Source organism: Halomonas cibimaris, from assembly GCF_039537045.1.
In the GTDB taxonomy this organism is placed as follows: domain Bacteria; phylum Pseudomonadota; class Gammaproteobacteria; order Pseudomonadales; family Halomonadaceae; genus Vreelandella; species Vreelandella cibimaris.
In genome coordinates, this window is record NZ_BAAAZT010000009.1 from 15,561 (window position 1) to 32,103 (window position 16,543).

The 16,543-nt window shown below is 63.2% G+C and carries 13 protein-coding genes; 5 read left to right on the top strand and 8 right to left on the bottom strand.

What is annotated here, in order from left to right:
• Positions 1-19: 19 nt before the first annotated feature.
• Positions 20-655 carry a MiaE family protein gene (locus ABD654_RS00675; RefSeq protein ID WP_344701269.1) on the bottom strand — a complete coding sequence of 212 codons (636 nt, stop codon included), beginning with the start codon at positions 653-655 and terminating at the stop codon, positions 20-22.
• Positions 656-1,166: 511 nt separating this feature from the next.
• Between ABD654_RS00675 and acnB the strand changes: the two genes are divergently transcribed.
• The 3 genes from acnB (at position 1,167) to ABD654_RS00690 (ending at position 6,363) form a co-directional block, all read left to right on the top strand.
• Complete coding sequence (acnB, locus tag ABD654_RS00680; protein ID WP_344701271.1) at positions 1,167-3,770, top strand: bifunctional aconitate hydratase 2/2-methylisocitrate dehydratase; 2,604 nt, start codon at positions 1,167-1,169, stop codon at positions 3,768-3,770.
• A gap of 160 nt (positions 3,771-3,930) precedes the next feature.
• Entirely contained in the window at positions 3,931-4,416 is a 486-nt protein-coding gene (gene rraA, locus ABD654_RS00685; protein ID WP_344701273.1) for a ribonuclease E activity regulator RraA, read from the top strand.
• A gap of 39 nt (positions 4,417-4,455) precedes the next feature.
• A complete protein-coding gene (locus ABD654_RS00690; RefSeq protein WP_344701275.1) occupies positions 4,456-6,363 on the top strand; it encodes a glycerophosphodiester phosphodiesterase family protein in 1,908 nt (635 codons plus the stop codon).
• 6 nt (positions 6,364-6,369) lie between these two features.
• Here ABD654_RS00690 and ggt read toward each other — a convergent pair whose 3' ends face one another.
• Positions 6,370-8,196 carry a gamma-glutamyltransferase gene (gene ggt, locus ABD654_RS00695; RefSeq protein WP_344701277.1) on the bottom strand — a complete coding sequence of 609 codons (1,827 nt, stop codon included), beginning with the start codon at positions 8,194-8,196 and terminating at the stop codon, positions 6,370-6,372.
• 71 nt (positions 8,197-8,267) lie between these two features.
• Positions 8,268-10,640 (bottom strand): phosphoenolpyruvate synthase, encoded by a 2,373-nt coding sequence (ppsA, locus tag ABD654_RS00700; protein WP_344701279.1) that lies wholly within the window; start codon positions 10,638-10,640, stop codon positions 8,268-8,270.
• Positions 10,641-10,975: 335 nt separating this feature from the next.
• On the opposite strand from ppsA, the gene ppsR reads away from it, so the two are divergent.
• Positions 10,976-11,809, top strand: coding sequence for a posphoenolpyruvate synthetase regulatory kinase/phosphorylase PpsR (ppsR, locus tag ABD654_RS00705; protein WP_344701281.1), 834 nt, complete (start codon positions 10,976-10,978; stop codon positions 11,807-11,809).
• Between the two features lie 39 nt (positions 11,810-11,848).
• Here the strand turns inward: ppsR and ABD654_RS00710 are convergent, their stop codons facing one another.
• The 4 genes from ABD654_RS00710 to ABD654_RS00725 all read right to left on the bottom strand — a co-directional run bounded on the left by ABD654_RS00710 (position 11,849) and on the right by ABD654_RS00725 (position 14,795).
• Entirely contained in the window at positions 11,849-12,427 is a 579-nt protein-coding gene (locus ABD654_RS00710; RefSeq protein WP_344701405.1) for a hypoxanthine-guanine phosphoribosyltransferase, read from the bottom strand.
• 43 nt (positions 12,428-12,470) lie between these two features.
• A complete protein-coding gene (gene nagZ / locus ABD654_RS00715) occupies positions 12,471-13,499 on the bottom strand; it encodes a beta-N-acetylhexosaminidase (RefSeq protein WP_344701283.1) in 1,029 nt (342 codons plus the stop codon).
• 90 nt (positions 13,500-13,589) lie between these two features.
• A complete protein-coding gene (locus ABD654_RS00720; protein WP_344701285.1) occupies positions 13,590-14,117 on the bottom strand; it encodes a L,D-transpeptidase family protein in 528 nt (175 codons plus the stop codon).
• 27 nt (positions 14,118-14,144) lie between these two features.
• Positions 14,145-14,795, bottom strand: coding sequence for a TetR/AcrR family transcriptional regulator (locus ABD654_RS00725; RefSeq protein WP_344701287.1), 651 nt, complete (start codon positions 14,793-14,795; stop codon positions 14,145-14,147).
• 236 nt (positions 14,796-15,031) lie between these two features.
• Here ABD654_RS00725 and lexA point away from each other — a divergent pair, with 236 nt between their 5' ends.
• A complete protein-coding gene (gene lexA, locus ABD654_RS00730; RefSeq protein ID WP_344701289.1) occupies positions 15,032-15,685 on the top strand; it encodes a transcriptional repressor LexA in 654 nt (217 codons plus the stop codon).
• A gap of 20 nt (positions 15,686-15,705) precedes the next feature.
• Here the strand turns inward: lexA and ABD654_RS00735 are convergent, their stop codons facing one another.
• Positions 15,706-16,377: an energy-coupling factor ABC transporter permease gene (locus ABD654_RS00735; RefSeq protein ID WP_344701291.1), complete on the bottom strand. Its 672-nt coding sequence runs from the start codon at positions 16,375-16,377 to the stop codon at positions 15,706-15,708.
• Positions 16,378-16,543 lie beyond the last annotated feature (166 nt).

A 16,543-nucleotide genomic window follows, 5' to 3' on the forward strand; every position in this document is an offset into this window, starting at 1 on the left:
TTCCTGGCTCAGCGGCTGGCTAGGCAGGCACGCCGCTATGAAAACGAAAATCCGTATCGGGTGCGCTGATCAACTCGGCTTCGCAGGCAACGAAAAACGCAATGCGCTCGTCCAGCGGCGCCTGGGTCTGCCGGCCGGCCAGCAGCAGGTAGTCTTCGTAGTGGCGGCCTTCCGATTTCACCAGCGTGCGATAAAACTGCGCCAGCTCTTCATCCAGATAGGGAATCAGCCGCGCGAAGCGCTCGCAGCTGCGCGCTTCGATCAGCGCACCGATGATCAAAATATCGATCAAACGCTCAGGGTCGTTGGGCCGCACATGGCGGCGCAGCCCTTCGGCGTAGCGTGAAGCGCTCAGATGATGATAGGCCACGCCCCGCTTTTCCATCAGCTTGATCACCTGCTCAAAGTGCAAAAGCTCCTCGCGCGCCAGCTGAGACATTTTGCTCAGCAATAGCGGCTGATCCACATAGCGGTAAAGCAGGTTCATGGCCGTGGAGGCGGCCTTTTTTTCGCACTGGGCATGATCGATCAAAAGCGTCTGCGGATGCGCCATGGCCCATTCCAGCCAGGCGTGCGGCGTGGCGCAGGCGAGAAAATCCAGCAGGCTCGCGGGCAGCAGATGCTCAGCGCTGATGCCGTGACCGGCAGGCGGCAAGACGCGGTTCGCCGCGGTAGCGCGGGAAGAAGCGTCCGCATCGGCACCGGAAGAAAGGGAGCGGTGAGGGGAAGATATAGAAGACGATTCAAAATGAGTCATGGCAAAGTACCCAAGCAGCCGATGTCCGACGCGCGCTGCTGTCGGGCATGAACAGTATCGAGCTTAAAAATATCCGACATGAAAGTGTCGAGCGTAGAAATATCGGGCATAAAACAGCGAAGGCGTATGGTAACGCGGCGACGCGGCAATCACACCTGCCCGGGTAGCTGCACTACCGTAATGCGCCGCCGAGCGCGCCGCAGGCGTCATTTTACGCCATCGGCTGCGGCCAAAGTGTCATGTGGCCGCCACGCCATTCGCTTAACATTGTCAACGGTTTAACGTACTATTGCGCCATTCCGCTGCGCCGCCCTATCGCGTATGCCGGCCTTCCGGCTGCGCCCGAACTGTGCTGTGTCTGTCGACACAGCCGGCAGCCGCGCCTTCCCAGCCAACCCGAGGGTCCACCGTGCTCGAAGCCTACCGCCAACATGTTACCCAACGCGCCGAGGCAGGCGTTCCGCCCAAACCGCTTAACGCCGAGCAGGCCGCCGCCCTGGTGGAGCTTTTGAAAAACCCGCCGGCGGGCGAAGAAGAGTTCCTTCTGGAGCTGATTACCCAGCGCATTCCGCCGGGCGTGGACGAGGCCGCCTACGTCAAGGCCGGCTTTCTCACCGCCATTGCCAAAGGCGAAGCCGAGTCTCCGCTGATCGACAAGGTCCACGCGGTAAAGCTTTTGGGCACCATGCAGGGCGGCTACAACATTGCCTCGCTGACCGAGCTGCTCGACGATGACGCGCTGGCCAAAGAGGCCGGCGAGCAGCTCAAGCACACCCTTTTGATGTTTGACGCCTTCCACGACGTGGAAGAGCGCGCCCGCGCGGGCAACGCCGTCGCCCAGGACGTACTGACATCCTGGGCCGAGGCCGAGTGGTTTCTGTCCCAGCCGGCGCTTGCCGAAAAGATCACCCTGACCGTGTTCAAGGTGCCCGGCGAAACCAACACCGACGACCTGTCCCCCGCGCCGGACGCCTGGTCGCGCCCGGACATTCCGCTGCACGCCAACGCCATGCTGAAAAACCCGCGTGACGGCATCGAGCCGGAAGAGCCGGGCGTCAAGGGCCCGCTCAAGCAGATCGAGGCGGTCAAGGCCAAGGGCCACCCGGTGGTGTACGTGGGTGACGTGGTGGGCACCGGTTCATCGCGCAAGTCCGCGACCAACTCGGTACTCTGGTTCTTCGGCGACAACATTCCCTACGCGCCCAACAAACGCGCCGGCGGCTTCTGCTTCGGCGGCAATATCGCCCCGATATTTTTCAACACCATGGAAGATTCCGGTGCGCTGCCCATCGAGATGGACGTCGACAACCTCAACATGGGCGATGTGATCGACGTCTACCCCTACGCCGGCAAAGTCTGCCGCCACGGTACCAACGAGGTGATCACCACCTTTGCGCTGAAAACCGAGCTGCTGCTCGACGAAGTGCGCGCCGGCGGCCGCATTCCGCTGATCATCGGCCGCGGCCTGACCGCCAAGGCGCGGGCATCGCTGAACCTGCCCGCCTCCGATATTTTCCGCCTGCCCGAGCAGCCGGCGGACACCGGCCGCGGCTTCACCCTGGCCCAGAAGATGGTCGGCCGCGCCTGCGGTATGGACGGCGTGCGCCCGGGCATGTACTGCGAGCCGAAAATGACCACCGTGGGCTCGCAAGACACCACCGGCCCCATGACCCGGGACGAGCTGAAAGACCTCGCCTGCCTGGGCTTCCAGGCGGACCTGGTGATGCAGTCGTTCTGCCACACCAGCGCCTACCCCAAGCCGGTGGACGTGGATACCCACCACACCCTGCCGGACTTCATCATGAACCGCGGCGGCGTGTCCCTACGCCCGGGCGACGGCATCATCCACTCCTGGCTCAACCGCATGCTGCTGCCCGACACCGTGGGCACCGGCGGCGACTCCCACACCCGCTTCCCCATGGGCATTTCCTTCCCCGCGGGCTCGGGGCTGGTGGCCTTTGCCGCCGCCACCGGGGTGATGCCGCTGGACATGCCGGAGTCCGTGCTGGTGCGCTTCAAGGGCAAGCGCCAGCCCGGCGTGACCCTGCGCGACCTGGTCCACGCCATCCCCTACTACGCCATTCAGCAGGGGCTGTTGACCGTCGAAAAGTCGGGCAAGAAAAACGCCTTCTCCGGCCGGGTTCTGGAGATCGAGGGCCTGGAAGACCTGACCGCCGAGCAGGCCTTCGAGCTGTCCGACGCCTCCGCCGAGCGCTCCGCGGCGGGCTGCACCATTACGCTTTCCGAAGACAGCGTGACCGAGTACCTGACCTCCAACATCACCCTGCTCAAGTGGATGCTGGCCCAGGGCTACGGCGATGCCCGCACCATCGAGCGGCGCATCAAGGGCATGCAGGCCTGGCTTGACGATCCCAGCCTGCTGCGCGCCGACGCCGACGCCGAGTACGCCGAAGTCATCGAAATCGATCTGGACCAACTCACCGAGCCGGTGCTGTGCGCGCCCAACGACCCCGACGACGCCCGCCTGCTGTCCGAGGTCGCCGGCGAGACCATCGACGAGGTCTTCATCGGCTCGTGCATGACCAACATCGGCCACTTCCGCGCCGCGGGTAAACTGCTGGAAAAACAGCCCGCCGGCAGCCTGAAAACCCGCCTGTGGCTCGCCCCGCCGACCAAGATGGACCAGCACCAGCTCACCGAAGAGGGCTACTACGGCATCTTCGGCCGCGCCGGCGCGCGCATGGAAATGCCTGGCTGCTCGCTGTGCATGGGCAACCAGGCCCGGGTCGCGGCCAAAAGCACCGTGGTCTCCACCTCCACGCGCAACTTCCCCAACCGCCTGGGCGACGGCGCGGATGTGTACCTGGCCTCGGCCGAGCTTGCCGCCGTGGCCGCGGTGGAAGGCCGCCTGCCCACGGTGAGCGAGTACCGCCGCTACATGAGCGAGTTTGACGCCATGGCCGGCGAGATCTACCGCTACATGAACTTCCACGAGATCGAGGAATACCAGAACGTAGCGTCCGACTACATTCCCCTCGCCGAAGAAGCCTAAGCCGTAGCTGCATCCGCTTGTCTGCCGGCCTGAGCCTTCTCAGGCCGGCTTTTTCATGGTGAATCAGCCGGCTATTCAAGGCTGTTTTTTAAACCAAGACTGTTTTCAAGACCATCTTTTCAAGACCGTTTTCAAGACCGTTTCAAGGGAGACACCCGCCATGAGCGATAACATCGTGACCCCGGATATCTGCGACGCCCACCCGGAAGTGGAAGCCATCGTCGCGCCGTTCACAAACTTCGGCGGCGTCAGCGCCTTTTACGGCCCGGTGCGCACCGTCAGCTGCTTTGAAGACAACTCCCGGGTGCGCGAAGCGGTGAGCGAGCCCGGCAACGGCGCGGTGCTGGTGGTGGACGGCGGCGGCTCGCACCGCTGCGCGATGCTTGGCGACATGCTCGCCGAAAAGGCCCACGCCAACGGCTGGGCGGGGATTATCATGTTTGGCTGCGTGCGCGACGTCGACGTGCTGGCCACCACGCCCATCGGCATTCAGGCGCTGGGCAGCCACCCGCGCAAAAGCCACAAGCGCGGCGAAGGCACCCGGGACATTGCAGTGGACATCGCCGGCACCCGAGTCGCCCCCGGCCAGTGGCTGTACGCCGACAACAACGGTATTTTGATTGCCGAGCAGGCGCTGCCCCTCTAGACCGCACACCTTTTTCCGCGAGCTGAAGGTTGCCTATCCATGTCGCTTTCTGCCTCCCGCGCTGCACCGCTACGCCGGCTGGCCGCATCGCTGTGGCGCGTATTTCGCAGCCGGCTGCGCGCGCTCGTCGCGTTTCATCTGCTGTTTACCTTACTGGCCTCGTTTCTCGCGCTGCCGGCTATTGCCTGGGTCAGCCGTGCGCTGTATGCCCGGCTCGGGGCCGACATCGTCACCCTTGACCGGCTGATCGCCCTGCTGTTCACCCCGGCCGGTATCAGCGGCGCCCTGGCGATTCAGGGGCTGGCCTTCGGGCTTTTGTACTGGCAGCAGGCGGGCATGCTGTATATCGCCACCAGCCGGCACGGTACAAGCCACTCCCGGCTGGCGCTGGAAGCGCTGTGGCACGGCACTCGCCGACTGCCGGCGCTGATGGGGCTGGTGGTCGTGCAGGTCGGCAGCCACCTTTTACTGGTGGCGCCTTTTATGGTGGCCATGACCTGGCTTTACGACGCCTGGCTTGGCGGGATGGAACTTTACTATCTGCAAAAAATTCGGCCGCCGGCGCTGTGGTATTTCGTTGCCTGCGCGCTGCCCGTGCTGGGCCTGTGGGCCTGGCTTGCCGGGCGGCTGTACCTGCGCTGGCTGCTGGCGCTGCCGCTGGTGGCGCTGGACAACGCCGCCCCCGTTACCGCCCTCAAGCGCAGCGTCGCGCTGACCCAGGGGTGGCGCCGCTCGATTGCGGCGGCGGTAATGCTGGTGCTGATCGGCGTAGTGGCGCTGCCGATACTTGCCACCCTTGCCTTTGACACCCTGTTCACCCCGCTTCTGGACGGGCTGCCCGAGCATCACGCCGTGCTGCTGCCGGCCATGCTTGTCTATCTCACCGCCTACGTGCTGCTGACCCTGGCGCTGACGTTTGCCGGTATCGCGCTCAACGCGCTTCTTTCTGCCTGCCTGTATCTTCAGCTCGCGCTTGGCAGGCGGCATCAAAAACGCGCTGCTACCCCGCACGCCGGGCGGTTTGCCTGGGCGATAGAGCTTGGGGTGATCGTGCTGGCGGCTCTGCAGGCCTGGTGGATCGTAGGCAGCTTTGCGCTCGACGACGACGTCGAGATCATCGCCCACCGGGGCAGCTCCATGCGCGCCCCGGAAAACACCCTGCCGGCCTTTCGTCAGGCGGCCAAGGAAGGCGCAGACGCGGTGGAGCTGGACGTTCAGCTAAGCGCCGATGGCGCGGTGATGGTCTACCACGACCGCACGCTTGCACGGCTTGCCGGCGACGCCCGGGCGCTGGGCACATTGAGCCGGGAAGAACTTGCCAACGTGGACGTCGGCAGCTGGTTCGGCCACGACTTTCGCGGCGAGCGCATTCCTACGCTTGAACAGGTGCTTGAGACCCTGCGCGGCCGGGCCGGCATCATGATCGAGCTCAAGCCCTCGCCGGGCCGCGGGCGCGACCTGGCGCTCGGAGTGCTCGCCGAGCTGAATCAGGAGACGGACACCCGCTACGCCTGCTGGGCAAAGGCCGAATCGGCTATCGCCGCCTACGGCCGCTGCGGCTATCCGGATGCCCGGCGCGAAATGCGCCTGGCGTCCATGTCCCCCGCGCTTGTGGCCACGCTTGCCGAGCTGGCCCCCGAAATGCGCCTGACGCTGCTTGCCCAGCTGGTGATTCCCGGCACGCTGGACCGCCGCGGCTTCGATGCGCTGGGCCTGCGCCACAACCGCATTACCGCAGACGAAATGCGCCTGGCCGCCACCTACGACTACGACGTTCACGCCTGGACGGTCAACAACGCCGAGCGTATGGCGACGCTGATCGACATGGGCGTGGATGCCATTATTACCGACTACCCAGATCGCCTGGCCGCTCTGCTCGGCGAACGCCGCCGGCTAAGCGATGCCGGTTTGCTGCTGCTCAAGCTTCACAGCTGGCTGAAGCGATAACGACGCTTACTCAGCCTCATCTCCCATGACCACGCCTTCTCGACGCGGATCGGCACCGCCGAATAAAGAACCGTCTTCACGGCGCACGATGACCCCCAGCCCGCTGGTCAGCTCGCGGTCGCTGAGCGTATGGCCCAGCTCGTCGAGCGCGGCTCGGGTGTCCGCTGGCAGCCGATCTTTTTCTACGTAAACGCTGTCGCCCAGGGTCAGCACGTGCGGCAGCGACAGCGCCTGCTGGGCATCAAGGCCCCAGTCGCGCAGTGCCACCAGCGTCTGGGCCACGTAGGGGATAATCGCGGCCCCGCCGGGGCTGCCAAGGGTTGCCACCAGCGGGCCTATAGCGGCTGCCTGCGCATCGTCATCAGCGCGCTTGAACACCAGCGTAGGGCTCATGCTGGAGCGCGGGCGCTTGCCCGGCTGCACGCGGTTGGCAACGGGCTTGCCGTCCACCTCCGGGGTGAAGGAAAAATCCGTCAGCTGATTGTTCAACAGGTAGCCGCCGGCAAGCCCGGTGGCGCCGTCGGCGAGAATACGCGAGCCGAACGCTTGCTCAATGGAGGTGGTCATGGCCACCGCATGGCCGTCGGCATCGATCACGCTCACATGGCTGGTGCCGTATTCCGGCTGACGCGGTGGCGTCGCCCAGCTGATCTCAAGTGCGCCGGGCCGGCCGGGTGCCACGTCTTCTCCCAGGCTCTGCTCAGCGCCGATCAGCCCGGCCCGACGCTTCAGGTAGGCCGGCGCCAGCAGGGTGCGCCAGTCACCGCCGGGCGCATCGACAAACGCCGGATCGGCGATGTAGCGGTTGCGATCGGCAAAGGCCAGCCGCGACGCCTCAAGAAAACGATGCAGCCAGTCATCGCTCGGCGCGCCGCCGTCCAGCGGCGCCTTGGCCATGGGTTCGTTATCCAATATGCCAAGAATCTGCATAACGGTCAGATGCCCCGATGACGGCGGCGGAAATCCGCATACCGTCCACTGCTGCCAGGGAGTGCAGATGGCGTCGCGCTCCTGGACCTCGTAGTTTTCAAGGTCGTCAACGTCAAGGCTGCCGGGCATCTTTTGTGCCTGCACCCGTGCGGCCAGATCTTTTGCCACCTTGCCCTGATAGAACGCCTTGCTGCCGCGCTCGGCAATCTTTTCAAAAATGGCGGCAAGTGCCGGGTTTTGGAGCGTCTCGCCCACGGCCAGCGCAGCGCCGTCATCGTGATAGTACAAGGCGCGAGCGGCCGGATTTTGCCGCAGGGCGTCGTCGTTTGCCAGGCTCTGATGCAGCCTTTCACTGACGGCAAAGCCGTTTTTGGCCAGCGTTATCGCTGGGGCAAACAGCGATGCCCAGTCAAGCTTGCCGTGTTTTTTGTGGGCTTTTTCCAGCATCTTGACGATACCCGGCACGCCTACGGACCGCCCGCTGGTAACGGCGTCCATAAACGCCAGCGGCTCGCCCTGGGCGTTGAGAAAAAGCGTCTCATCAACGCCTGCCGGCGCGGTTTCCCGGCCGTCAAAGGCACGCACTTCGCTGCCGTCAAAGTGCAGCAAAAACCCGCCGCCGCCGATGCCGCTTGACTGCGGCTCCACCAGCGCCAGCACCATCTGCACGGCAATCGTTGCATCAATCGCACTGCCGCCGGCCTGTAGAATCTGCCGGCCGGCATCTGCCGCCAGCGGATTGGCCGCTACCACGGCAAACGACTGCGTAGCCCAGCCCGGCTTTTGGGTAAAGCCCGAAGCGGTCTCGGGGCTCAGCGCCGGCGTCTGATAGTCAAACCCCGACGCCGCCAGCGGCATCAGCAGCAGCCCCAAGGGAATAAGGCAGTGTTTCCAACCCAGCATGATGGTTCTCCTCCACAACAGCAAAACGCCCGGCACATGGCCGGGCGTATGTTCCGCCTTACAGACGTTGGCTAGCGCTGCGTCTGCCCGGCCAGCATCAGCCAGGTGTCCAGCACCGCATCCGGGTTGAGCGACACCGAGTCGATGCCTTGCTCCATGAGCCACTTGGCAAAGTCCGGATAGTCCGACGGCCCCTGGCCGCAAATGCCTACGTACTTGCCCTGATCTTTACAGGCTTTAATCGCCATCGCCAGCAGTTTCTTCACCGCGGCGTTACGCTCATCAAACAGGTGCGCGACGATGCCGGAATCGCGATCCAGCCCCAGCGTCAGCTGGGTCAGGTCGTTGGAGCCGATGGAGAAGCCGTCAAAGTGCTCAAGAAATTCATCGGCCAGCAGCGCGTTGGCCGGCAGCTCACACATCATGATGATCTTGAGGCCGCGAGCGCCGCGCTTGAGCCCGTTGGCGTCAAGCAGGTCCACCACTTCCTTGGCTTCGTCAGGGGTGCGCACAAACGGCACCATGACTTCAACGTTATCCAGGCCCATTTCGTCGCGTACCCGCGCAAGCGCCCGGCACTCCAGCTCAAAACAGGGACGGAAAGCGTCAGATACGTAGCGCGAGGCCCCGCGAAAGCCGAGCATGGGGTTTTCTTCGCCGGGCTCGTAGAGCTTGCCGCCGATGAGGTTTTCATACTCGTTGGACTTGAAATCCGACAGCCGCACGATCACGCGTTTGGGATAAAACGCCGCCGCCAGCGTCGAGATGCCTTCGGTGAGCTTGTCAACGTAAAAGCTCACCGGGTCGTCGTAGCCGGCGGTGCGCAAATCAATAATCTGCTGCAGATCGGCAGGCAGCGTGGCGTAGTCCAGCAGCGCTTTGGGATGCACGCCGATCATGCGGTTGATGATGAACTCCAGCCGCGCCAGGCCCACGCCGGCACCGGGCAGCCCGGCAAAGTTGAAGGCGCGATCGGGGTTGCCCACGTTCATCATGATGTTAAACGGCAGCGCAGGCATGGCATCAATGCTTGACACCTTGCGATCAAAGGCAAGAAGGCCCTCGTAGACCTGGCCGGTATCGCCCTCGGCGCAGGAGACGGTGACGTCCATGCCTTCGCGCAGCTGCTCGGTGGCATCGGTGCAGCCCACCACGGCCGGAATGCCCAGCTCCCGGGCGATGATCGCAGCATGGCAGGTACGCCCGCCGCGGTTGGTGACAATGGCCGAGGCGCGCTTCATCACCGGCTCCCAGTCCGGATCGGTCATGTCGGTCACCAGCACATCGCCGGTGTGCACCTTGTCCATGTCGTCCGGGCTTGCCATCACCTTGACGGTGCCGCTGCCGATGCGCTGGCCGATGGCCCGGCCTGTGATGACCGTGCGGCCCTTTTCTTTCAGGGTGAAACGCTCAAGGCGGCCGCCTTCCTGCTGGGAAACAACGGTTTCCGGACGCGCCTGAACGATATACAGCGCGTTATCGTCGCCGTCCAGCGCCCACTCGATGTCCATGGGCCGCTGATAGTGCTCCTCGATGGTCACCGCCTGGCGGGCCAGCGCCATGACCTGCTCATCGTCCAAACAAAAGCGATTGCGATCGGCGTGGGAGACGTCCACCGTTTCCACTGACTTCCCGGCGCTGACCTCTTCGCCGTACACCATCTTGATACGCTTGGAGCCCAGATTACGGCGCAGCACCGCCGGCTTGCCGGCGGCCAGGGTAGGCTTGTGCACGTAGAATTCATCAGGGTTGACCGCGCCCTGAACAACGGTTTCCCCAAGCCCCCAGGAGGCCGTAACAAACACTGCATCGCGATAGCCGGATTCGGTATCCAGCGTGAACATCACGCCCGAAGCGCCGGTTTCCGAGCGCACCATTTTCTGAATGCCGGCCGAAAGCGCCACGTTTTCATGCGCGTAGCCGCGGTGTACGCGGTAGGAAATCGCCCGGTCGTTGAACAGCGAGGCGAAAACCTCGTGCACCGCCCGCTTGATGTTGGCAAGGCCTTCGATGTTGAGGAAGGTTTCCTGCTGGCCGGCAAAAGAAGCGTCCGGCAGGTCTTCGGCCGTAGCGGAGCTGCGCACGGCGGCCTTGAGATTGGGGTGGCGCTTGAGCAGCGCGTCGTAGGCCTGTTCCAGCGCGCTTTCAAAGGCCGGCGGCAGCGGCGTGTCAATGATCCACTGGCGGATATCACGCCCGGCTTGGGTCAGCGCCTTGACGTCGTCGACATCCAGCCGCCTGAGCCGTTCGTTGATACGCTCGTTTAGCCCCTTGTGAGAGAGAAACTCACGGTAGGCATGGGCGGTCGTGGCAAACCCGCCAGGTACGGTGACCCCCACTTCCGACAGGTTCGAAATCATTTCGCCGAGCGAGGCGTTTTTGCCGCCTACGCGTTCGACATCGGCCATGCCCAGTTCATCGAACCACAGAATGTAGTTTTCCACGCAATCCCCTCGCTTGTCATTGCAGCTGTATGTGCCACCGCTTTTGCCACGGCGCCTGCCGGCAGCGCTGCCGCCGACGACATCTGGCAGTTTACGCTGCCACCCTAGCAGCTGCATCATATCTTAACCATTGGTCGAATCGCTAACGCGATGGAGAAGATTTACAACAACAGCGCCGCCAGGCCGTTTCTTGTAGTCAGCGCCCCGCCGGGGCCGTGCTACGCCGGTTTTTCACGTCCCCCTTCCCCCTATGATCGCGCCCTTTTACCGGCACCCTTTATCGTTATCCTTTATCATCACCTTGTTCTTTTTTCTTTCATCTTCAGGATTTTGATATGACTCGTACCGCCTTTTTCATTTCCGACGGCACCGGCATCACCGCCGAAAGCCTGGGACGCAGCCTGCTGGCCCAGTTCAGCGGTGTCGCCATCACCATGCTGACTAAGCCCTACATTGATACCGTGGAAAAGGCCCGCGAGCTTGCCGGCGTCATCGACGCAACCGCCGGACGCGACGGTGTCCAACCGATCGTGATCGACACCATCGTCAACGAGGATATTCGCGAGGTGATCCGCACCGCGACCTGCTTTAAGATCGACGTGTTTTCCACCTTTCTGGCGCCGCTGGAAGAAGAACTTGCCACGCATTCGTCGTACAGCGTGGGGCGCACCCACGCCATTGGCAGCGACGACGTCTATATGGACCGCATCCACTCGGTACACTTTGCCCTGGACAACGATGACGGCGCGCGCACCTACCAATATGATGAAGCCGATATCATTCTGATCGGCGTATCGCGCTGCGGCAAAACGCCGACGTCTTTGTATCTGGCGCTGCAGTTCGGTATCCGCGCGGCGAACTATCCGCTAACAGAAGATGACCAGGACGAAGACGGCGTGCTTCGTCTGCCGCAGTTTCTCGCCAAGCACCACCACAAGCTGTTTGGCTTGACCATCGATGCCCGCCGGCTGGCCGCCATCCGCCACGAGCGGCGGCCCAACAGCCGCTACAGCTCCATGGATCAGTGCCTGCAGGAGGTCGAGCAGGTGGAGGCGCTGTACCGTTCGCTGCACATTCCAAGCATCGACACTACCCGCTTTTCGGTCGAAGAGATTTCCACTCGCATGATTGCCGAAACCGGGCTGGTGCGGCGCTTCTCACCACGTTAGCCACCGCACAGAGCACGGCATGCGCCGCGGAAAGGAGACTCAAAGCCCCTTGGGAGCAAAAATCCCCGGCGCGTTGCGCCAGTAGCCCTTGTAGTCCATGCCGTAGCCGAAGACGTAGCGATCGGCTACGGCAAGCCCGCAGTAGTCCGCTTTAAGGCCGGGTGCGGCCTTGCGGTCGTGCTGTTTGTCCACCAGCACAGCGGTGGTCACGCTGGCCGCCCCGGCCTCCCGGCAGTAGGCGAGAATGGCCGCAAGCGTTGACCCTTCATCGAGAATATCGTCGACGATGACCACGTGGCGGCCGGCCATGGGAATCTCCGGCGATACCCGCCAGAACAGCTCACCGCCGGAAAGCCGGTTGCGATAGCGCGTCGCGTGGAGATAGTCCACTTCCAGAGGAAAGCCCAGCCGAGTCAGCAGGTGGCCGGTGGTAATCAGCCCGCCGTTCATTACGCAGTAAAACACCGGCAGCTTATCGCCCAGGTGGTCGGTGATGGCCTCGGCCATACGGTCCAGGGCCTGCTCCACCTGCACCTGGGTGATCAGACAGTCGGCATCATCCATCAGCGCGCGCATTGAGTCGCGAGATTCGAGCGCTTGTTTATCCAGCTTGGGCATGTAGGGGTCCTGCATGTGGGTTCCGGGGATGTAAAAAAAGGCGTCATACCGCCTTGGGGCGCGGATCACTCAGCGCCTCAAGGCGCGCATGGGTGCGACGCCAGCGGTTAAGCGCCGGTAGCGCGTCAAGTTCAGGGCGTGCCCGGCCGTAGCGCAGCTTGCCCGGGCGGCGCGTTTGGCGCCCGCTGCAGGCGGCAGCCACTTCGCTGGCGGCCTCGGGGTCGTTGCATACCAGCAGCATATCGCAGCCGGCGCTGAGTGCCGCTTCGCTACGCGCCGCCGGGCCGCCGGCTTCGCTTGCGCCGGCCATGCTCAGGTCATCGGAGAAAATGCAGCCTTTAAACCCCAGCGATTCGCGCAGCATGCCAAGCCAGCCGGGAGAAAACCCCGCCGGGCGCCGGTCAAAGGTGCTGTATACCACATGGGCCGGCATAACGCCGTCCAGCGTTCCGGCCAGCCGAGTAAAGGGCACCAGGTCCCGGGCTTTCAACTCGGCCAGAGAGCGCGTATCGACCGGCAGCTCTCGGTGTGAGTCGGCAACGACGCCGCCATGGCCGGGAAAATGCTTGCCCACCGCGGCCATGCCCGCCTCGTGCAGCCCGATAATAAACGCCTCGCCCAGCGCGGCGACAGCGTGCGGATCGCTGGCAAAGCTGCGATCGCCAATGACGCTGGAAAGGCCGATATCGACATCCAGCACCGGGGCAAAGGTCATATCCAGCCCGCAGGCGGCCATTTCCATGCCCAAAAGCCAGCCGACATCGCGGGTCAGCGCCAGCCCTTCCGGCGGGGCCGCTGCAAAATACTCGCCCAGCTTTGCCATGGGCGGCAGGCGCGTCACGCCTTGGCGAATGCGCTGCACCCGACCGCCCTCTTGGTCGACAGCGATCAAAAGCTCAGGGCGCTGGCGGCGGATAGCGCTGCACAGCCGACTCACCTGGTCGGCGCTTTCCACGTTACGGGCAAATAAAATCACCCCGCCTACGGCCGGATCGCGCAGCCGGCGGACTTCGCCGGCGCCAAGGGAGGGGCCTTCAAGGTCAAGCATGACCGGGCCGAGAGGTTGCGTCATGGTAAGCGTCCTGCAAAAGGGTGCGTAATTCTAGCCGATCACTACCGGCTGTCAAAAACGCAGCGCCGGCGCGCGGAAAGCCACGGCGTCTCAGTCGCTGCCGCTATGCAGCCACACCGGCGTACCCGCCGGCGCCTGGGCAAACACCGCCAGCAAATCGTCAAGGTGAAGGCGCACGCAGCCGTGGGATTTAGCCACGCCCACAGGCTCGCTCGGCGGGGTGCCATGCAGGTAAATATAGCGACGCTGAGTGTCGACATCGCCGCCGCGATTGCGCCCCGGTTCCAGCCCGCAAAGCCACAAGATGCGCCCGAGAATCCAGTCGCGCTCCGGGTGCTGCTGCGCAAGCGCTGCCGTATAGCGCTCTCCGGTCCGGCGACGGCCGCGAAATACCGCCGTATCAGGCGCATGGTGGCCTATCGCTGCGCGAACGTAGTGCCAGCCCAGCGGCGTTTGTCCGCTGCCATTGCGCTGGCCGGCGCCGGCTGCACCGGTAGAAACCCCAACGGTTTTGCCCGGCGTATCGCCGTGCCAGATAACAAGCTGCTGACAGGCCAGATCGATCTCAAGCCAGACCGCATCGGCCGGCGGAAGCGAGCTGAGTATCGGTGTATGCATACAACTCCTGTGGTACGTCTTTGACGATCAAGTCCTGGCCGCATCGGGCAGCGGCGCGTTCATCGCCGCGACCACCACCGGGCGCAGGCGCCTGACCAGATCACGCACGCTGACCTGCTGGGCATAGTCCTGCTCGGCGATATCCTTGAGGGCATCAAGCCCTGACAGGGTAAAAATCGCCGTACCCAGCACAAAGTGCAGCCTCCAGAAACGCTCGGCGTCGGGCAGATCCGGCGTTGCCCGGCGCACCAGCCCGGTAAAGCGGGTGAAAACGTCGCCGTAGTGCTGCTGAATATGGCGACGCAGATGGCCCTGTGCCTGGCTATACGCCAGCCCCAGCAAACGCATGAATACCTTGAGGCTATTGCGCTCGGCAGGTACTGCCAGCGCCGTTTCCGCCACGCTTTCCAAAAGCGCCTCAAGAGGCACGGTGCGCCCGTGGTAGCGGGCTTCCAGAGCATCCAGCGCTTCGTGAAAGCGCGCTGTGAAAGGGTCCAGATAGCGTGAAAACACGGCCTGGATCAGCGCTTTTTTGGAGCCGAAATGATAGTTCACCGCGGCCAGGTTAACCCCGGCCTTGCCGGTAATGGTGCGCAGCGACGTTTCGGCAAAGCCTCGCTCGGCAAACAGCACCTCGGCGGTGTCCAGAATGCGCGTGGTTGTATCCACTTCAGCCATGCAACACTCCCTAAACGGCTGTTTAAAACGTGCCACAATATTACGTCAACAGCTCGCAGCTCAATTCATGGCCCGGCGCTGAAAAAATACTGGACGTAGAATCAGTCTGTATACTTGACCACATGATAGGCACATGTTTTATCCTGTCAGCCAAGCAGCGTCTGCCATACTCTGTTATCGCCCTCAGACAAGTTATGGCCTTTATACAAGCCACCGCCTTTACACAGGAGTTTTCCATGACCCAGCGTTTGACCGCTCGCCAGCAAAACGTCTATGCGTTTATCGTCAAGACCATCAACGACCACGGCTACCCGCCGACCCGTGCCGAAATCGCCCAGGCGCTGGGCTTTCGCTCCCCTAACGCGGCGGAGGAGCACCTGCGCGCGCTGGAACGCAAGGGCGCTATTCGCATTGTCCGTAATACCTCTCGCGGTATCCGGCTGCCGCTAAAAGCGTCGCGCGATGATGCCCAGACACCCCACAATCCCGTCCAGGGGCTGCCGATTATCGGCGAAGTCGCCGCCGGCAGCCCGATGCTTGCCGCCGAACACATTGATCGCTACTGCCCGCTGCCCCCTGAATACTTTACGCCCAGGGCAGACTATCTGCTGCGCGTACACGGCGTATCGATGAAAGACGCCGGCATTCTTGAAGGAGACCTGCTTGCGGTACACCGTACCGAGCACGTCCGCGACGGGCAGATCATCGTCGCCCGGCTGGACGACGACGTCACCGTCAAGCGCTTCTCCCGCCAGGGCAATCGGGTACAGCTGCTGGCAGAAAACAGTGATTTTGCCCCCATCGATATCGACCTGCGCACGCAGACGCTGGATATCGAAGGCGTCGGCGTCGGCGTGATTCGCGGCGGCAACGGCCAGGCGCTGGGCTAGCCGGCGCCCGGCGGCGGCAGCTACTGCATGTCGATGTAGCGATGATCGTTGAAGGTGGCGACCCAGTCCGGGTGATACACCATCAAAATAATCAGCAGCATGCCGGTGATAAACGCCTCAGACGGCATCAGCAGCGGCAAAAACATCGCGTATTCCTTGGCCAGCAGCACCGCCTGGGCATCCTGACTGCCGATGAGAATCAAACCCACCGCCGCCAGCCCGCCGGCAAGGGTGGCCATCGCCGCGCCAAAAAAGCCGCAGATAAACATGAAAAGCGCAACGTTATCCGGCAGCTTACGGTCTACAAAGCGCCATACAAGCCCTACCACAATAGCCGGCACAATCCCGGTTACCAGCACATTGACGCCCAGCAGCGCCCACTCATTGCGTCCGATGGCGACCATCGCCACGTTGATCATGACGTTGCTTACAAGCGCCAGCGGCGCCTTGAAAAGCAGCAGCAGCAGCGTGGTAAACACCAGATGCAGCGTCAGCCAGTCCACCGCCTGAGCCCGCAGCTGCCACAGCAGCATTACACCAAGCGTAGCGGCCAGCCAGCGATGCTGCAGTGCGGGATTGTCCACTAGCGCCTGCCAAGGTCTGAGCGTGACCATCCAGGCCAGCACGCCGCTGCTGACCACGGCACACAGCACCAGCAGCCAGGGGGTCAGCACACTTTGGGCAAACGACATGGCAACCTCTTATGCGTGATTGAACTTTTATGCCTTATGGAAAAGGAGCGTGCAGGCCCGGCACCGCGCATGGCGCCGGCGCGCAGTGTAACGGATCACAACGTACCGCGCAGCGGACCGGGCGATTGAGCCGGCCCCCCACCATCCCGTATAGTAAAGCCCCACT

Bases quoted from the DNA above. Each gene is read 5' to 3' on its own strand.
- rraA (WP_344701273.1), top strand. From the start codon at position 3,931: ATGAGCGATAACATCGTGACCCCGGATATCTGCGACGCCCACCCGGAA.
- ABD654_RS00690 (WP_344701275.1), top strand. From the start codon at position 4,456: ATGTCGCTTTCTGCCTCCCGCGCTGCACCGCTACGCCGGCTGGCCGCA.
- ggt (WP_344701277.1), bottom strand. From the start codon at position 8,196: ATGCTGGGTTGGAAACACTGCCTTATTCCCTTGGGGCTGCTGCTGATG.
- ppsR (WP_344701281.1), top strand. From the start codon at position 10,976: ATGACTCGTACCGCCTTTTTCATTTCCGACGGCACCGGCATCACCGCC.
- ABD654_RS00710 (WP_344701405.1), bottom strand. From the start codon at position 12,427: ATGCCCAAGCTGGATAAACAAGCGCTCGAATCTCGCGACTCAATGCGC.
- nagZ (WP_344701283.1), bottom strand. From the start codon at position 13,499: ATGACGCAACCTCTCGGCCCGGTCATGCTTGACCTTGAAGGCCCCTCC.
- ABD654_RS00720 (WP_344701285.1), bottom strand. From the start codon at position 14,117: ATGCATACACCGATACTCAGCTCGCTTCCGCCGGCCGATGCGGTCTGG.
- ABD654_RS00725 (WP_344701287.1), bottom strand. From the start codon at position 14,795: ATGGCTGAAGTGGATACAACCACGCGCATTCTGGACACCGCCGAGGTG.
- lexA (WP_344701289.1), top strand. From the start codon at position 15,032: ATGACCCAGCGTTTGACCGCTCGCCAGCAAAACGTCTATGCGTTTATC.
- ABD654_RS00735 (WP_344701291.1), bottom strand. From the start codon at position 16,377: ATGTCGTTTGCCCAAAGTGTGCTGACCCCCTGGCTGCTGGTGCTGTGT.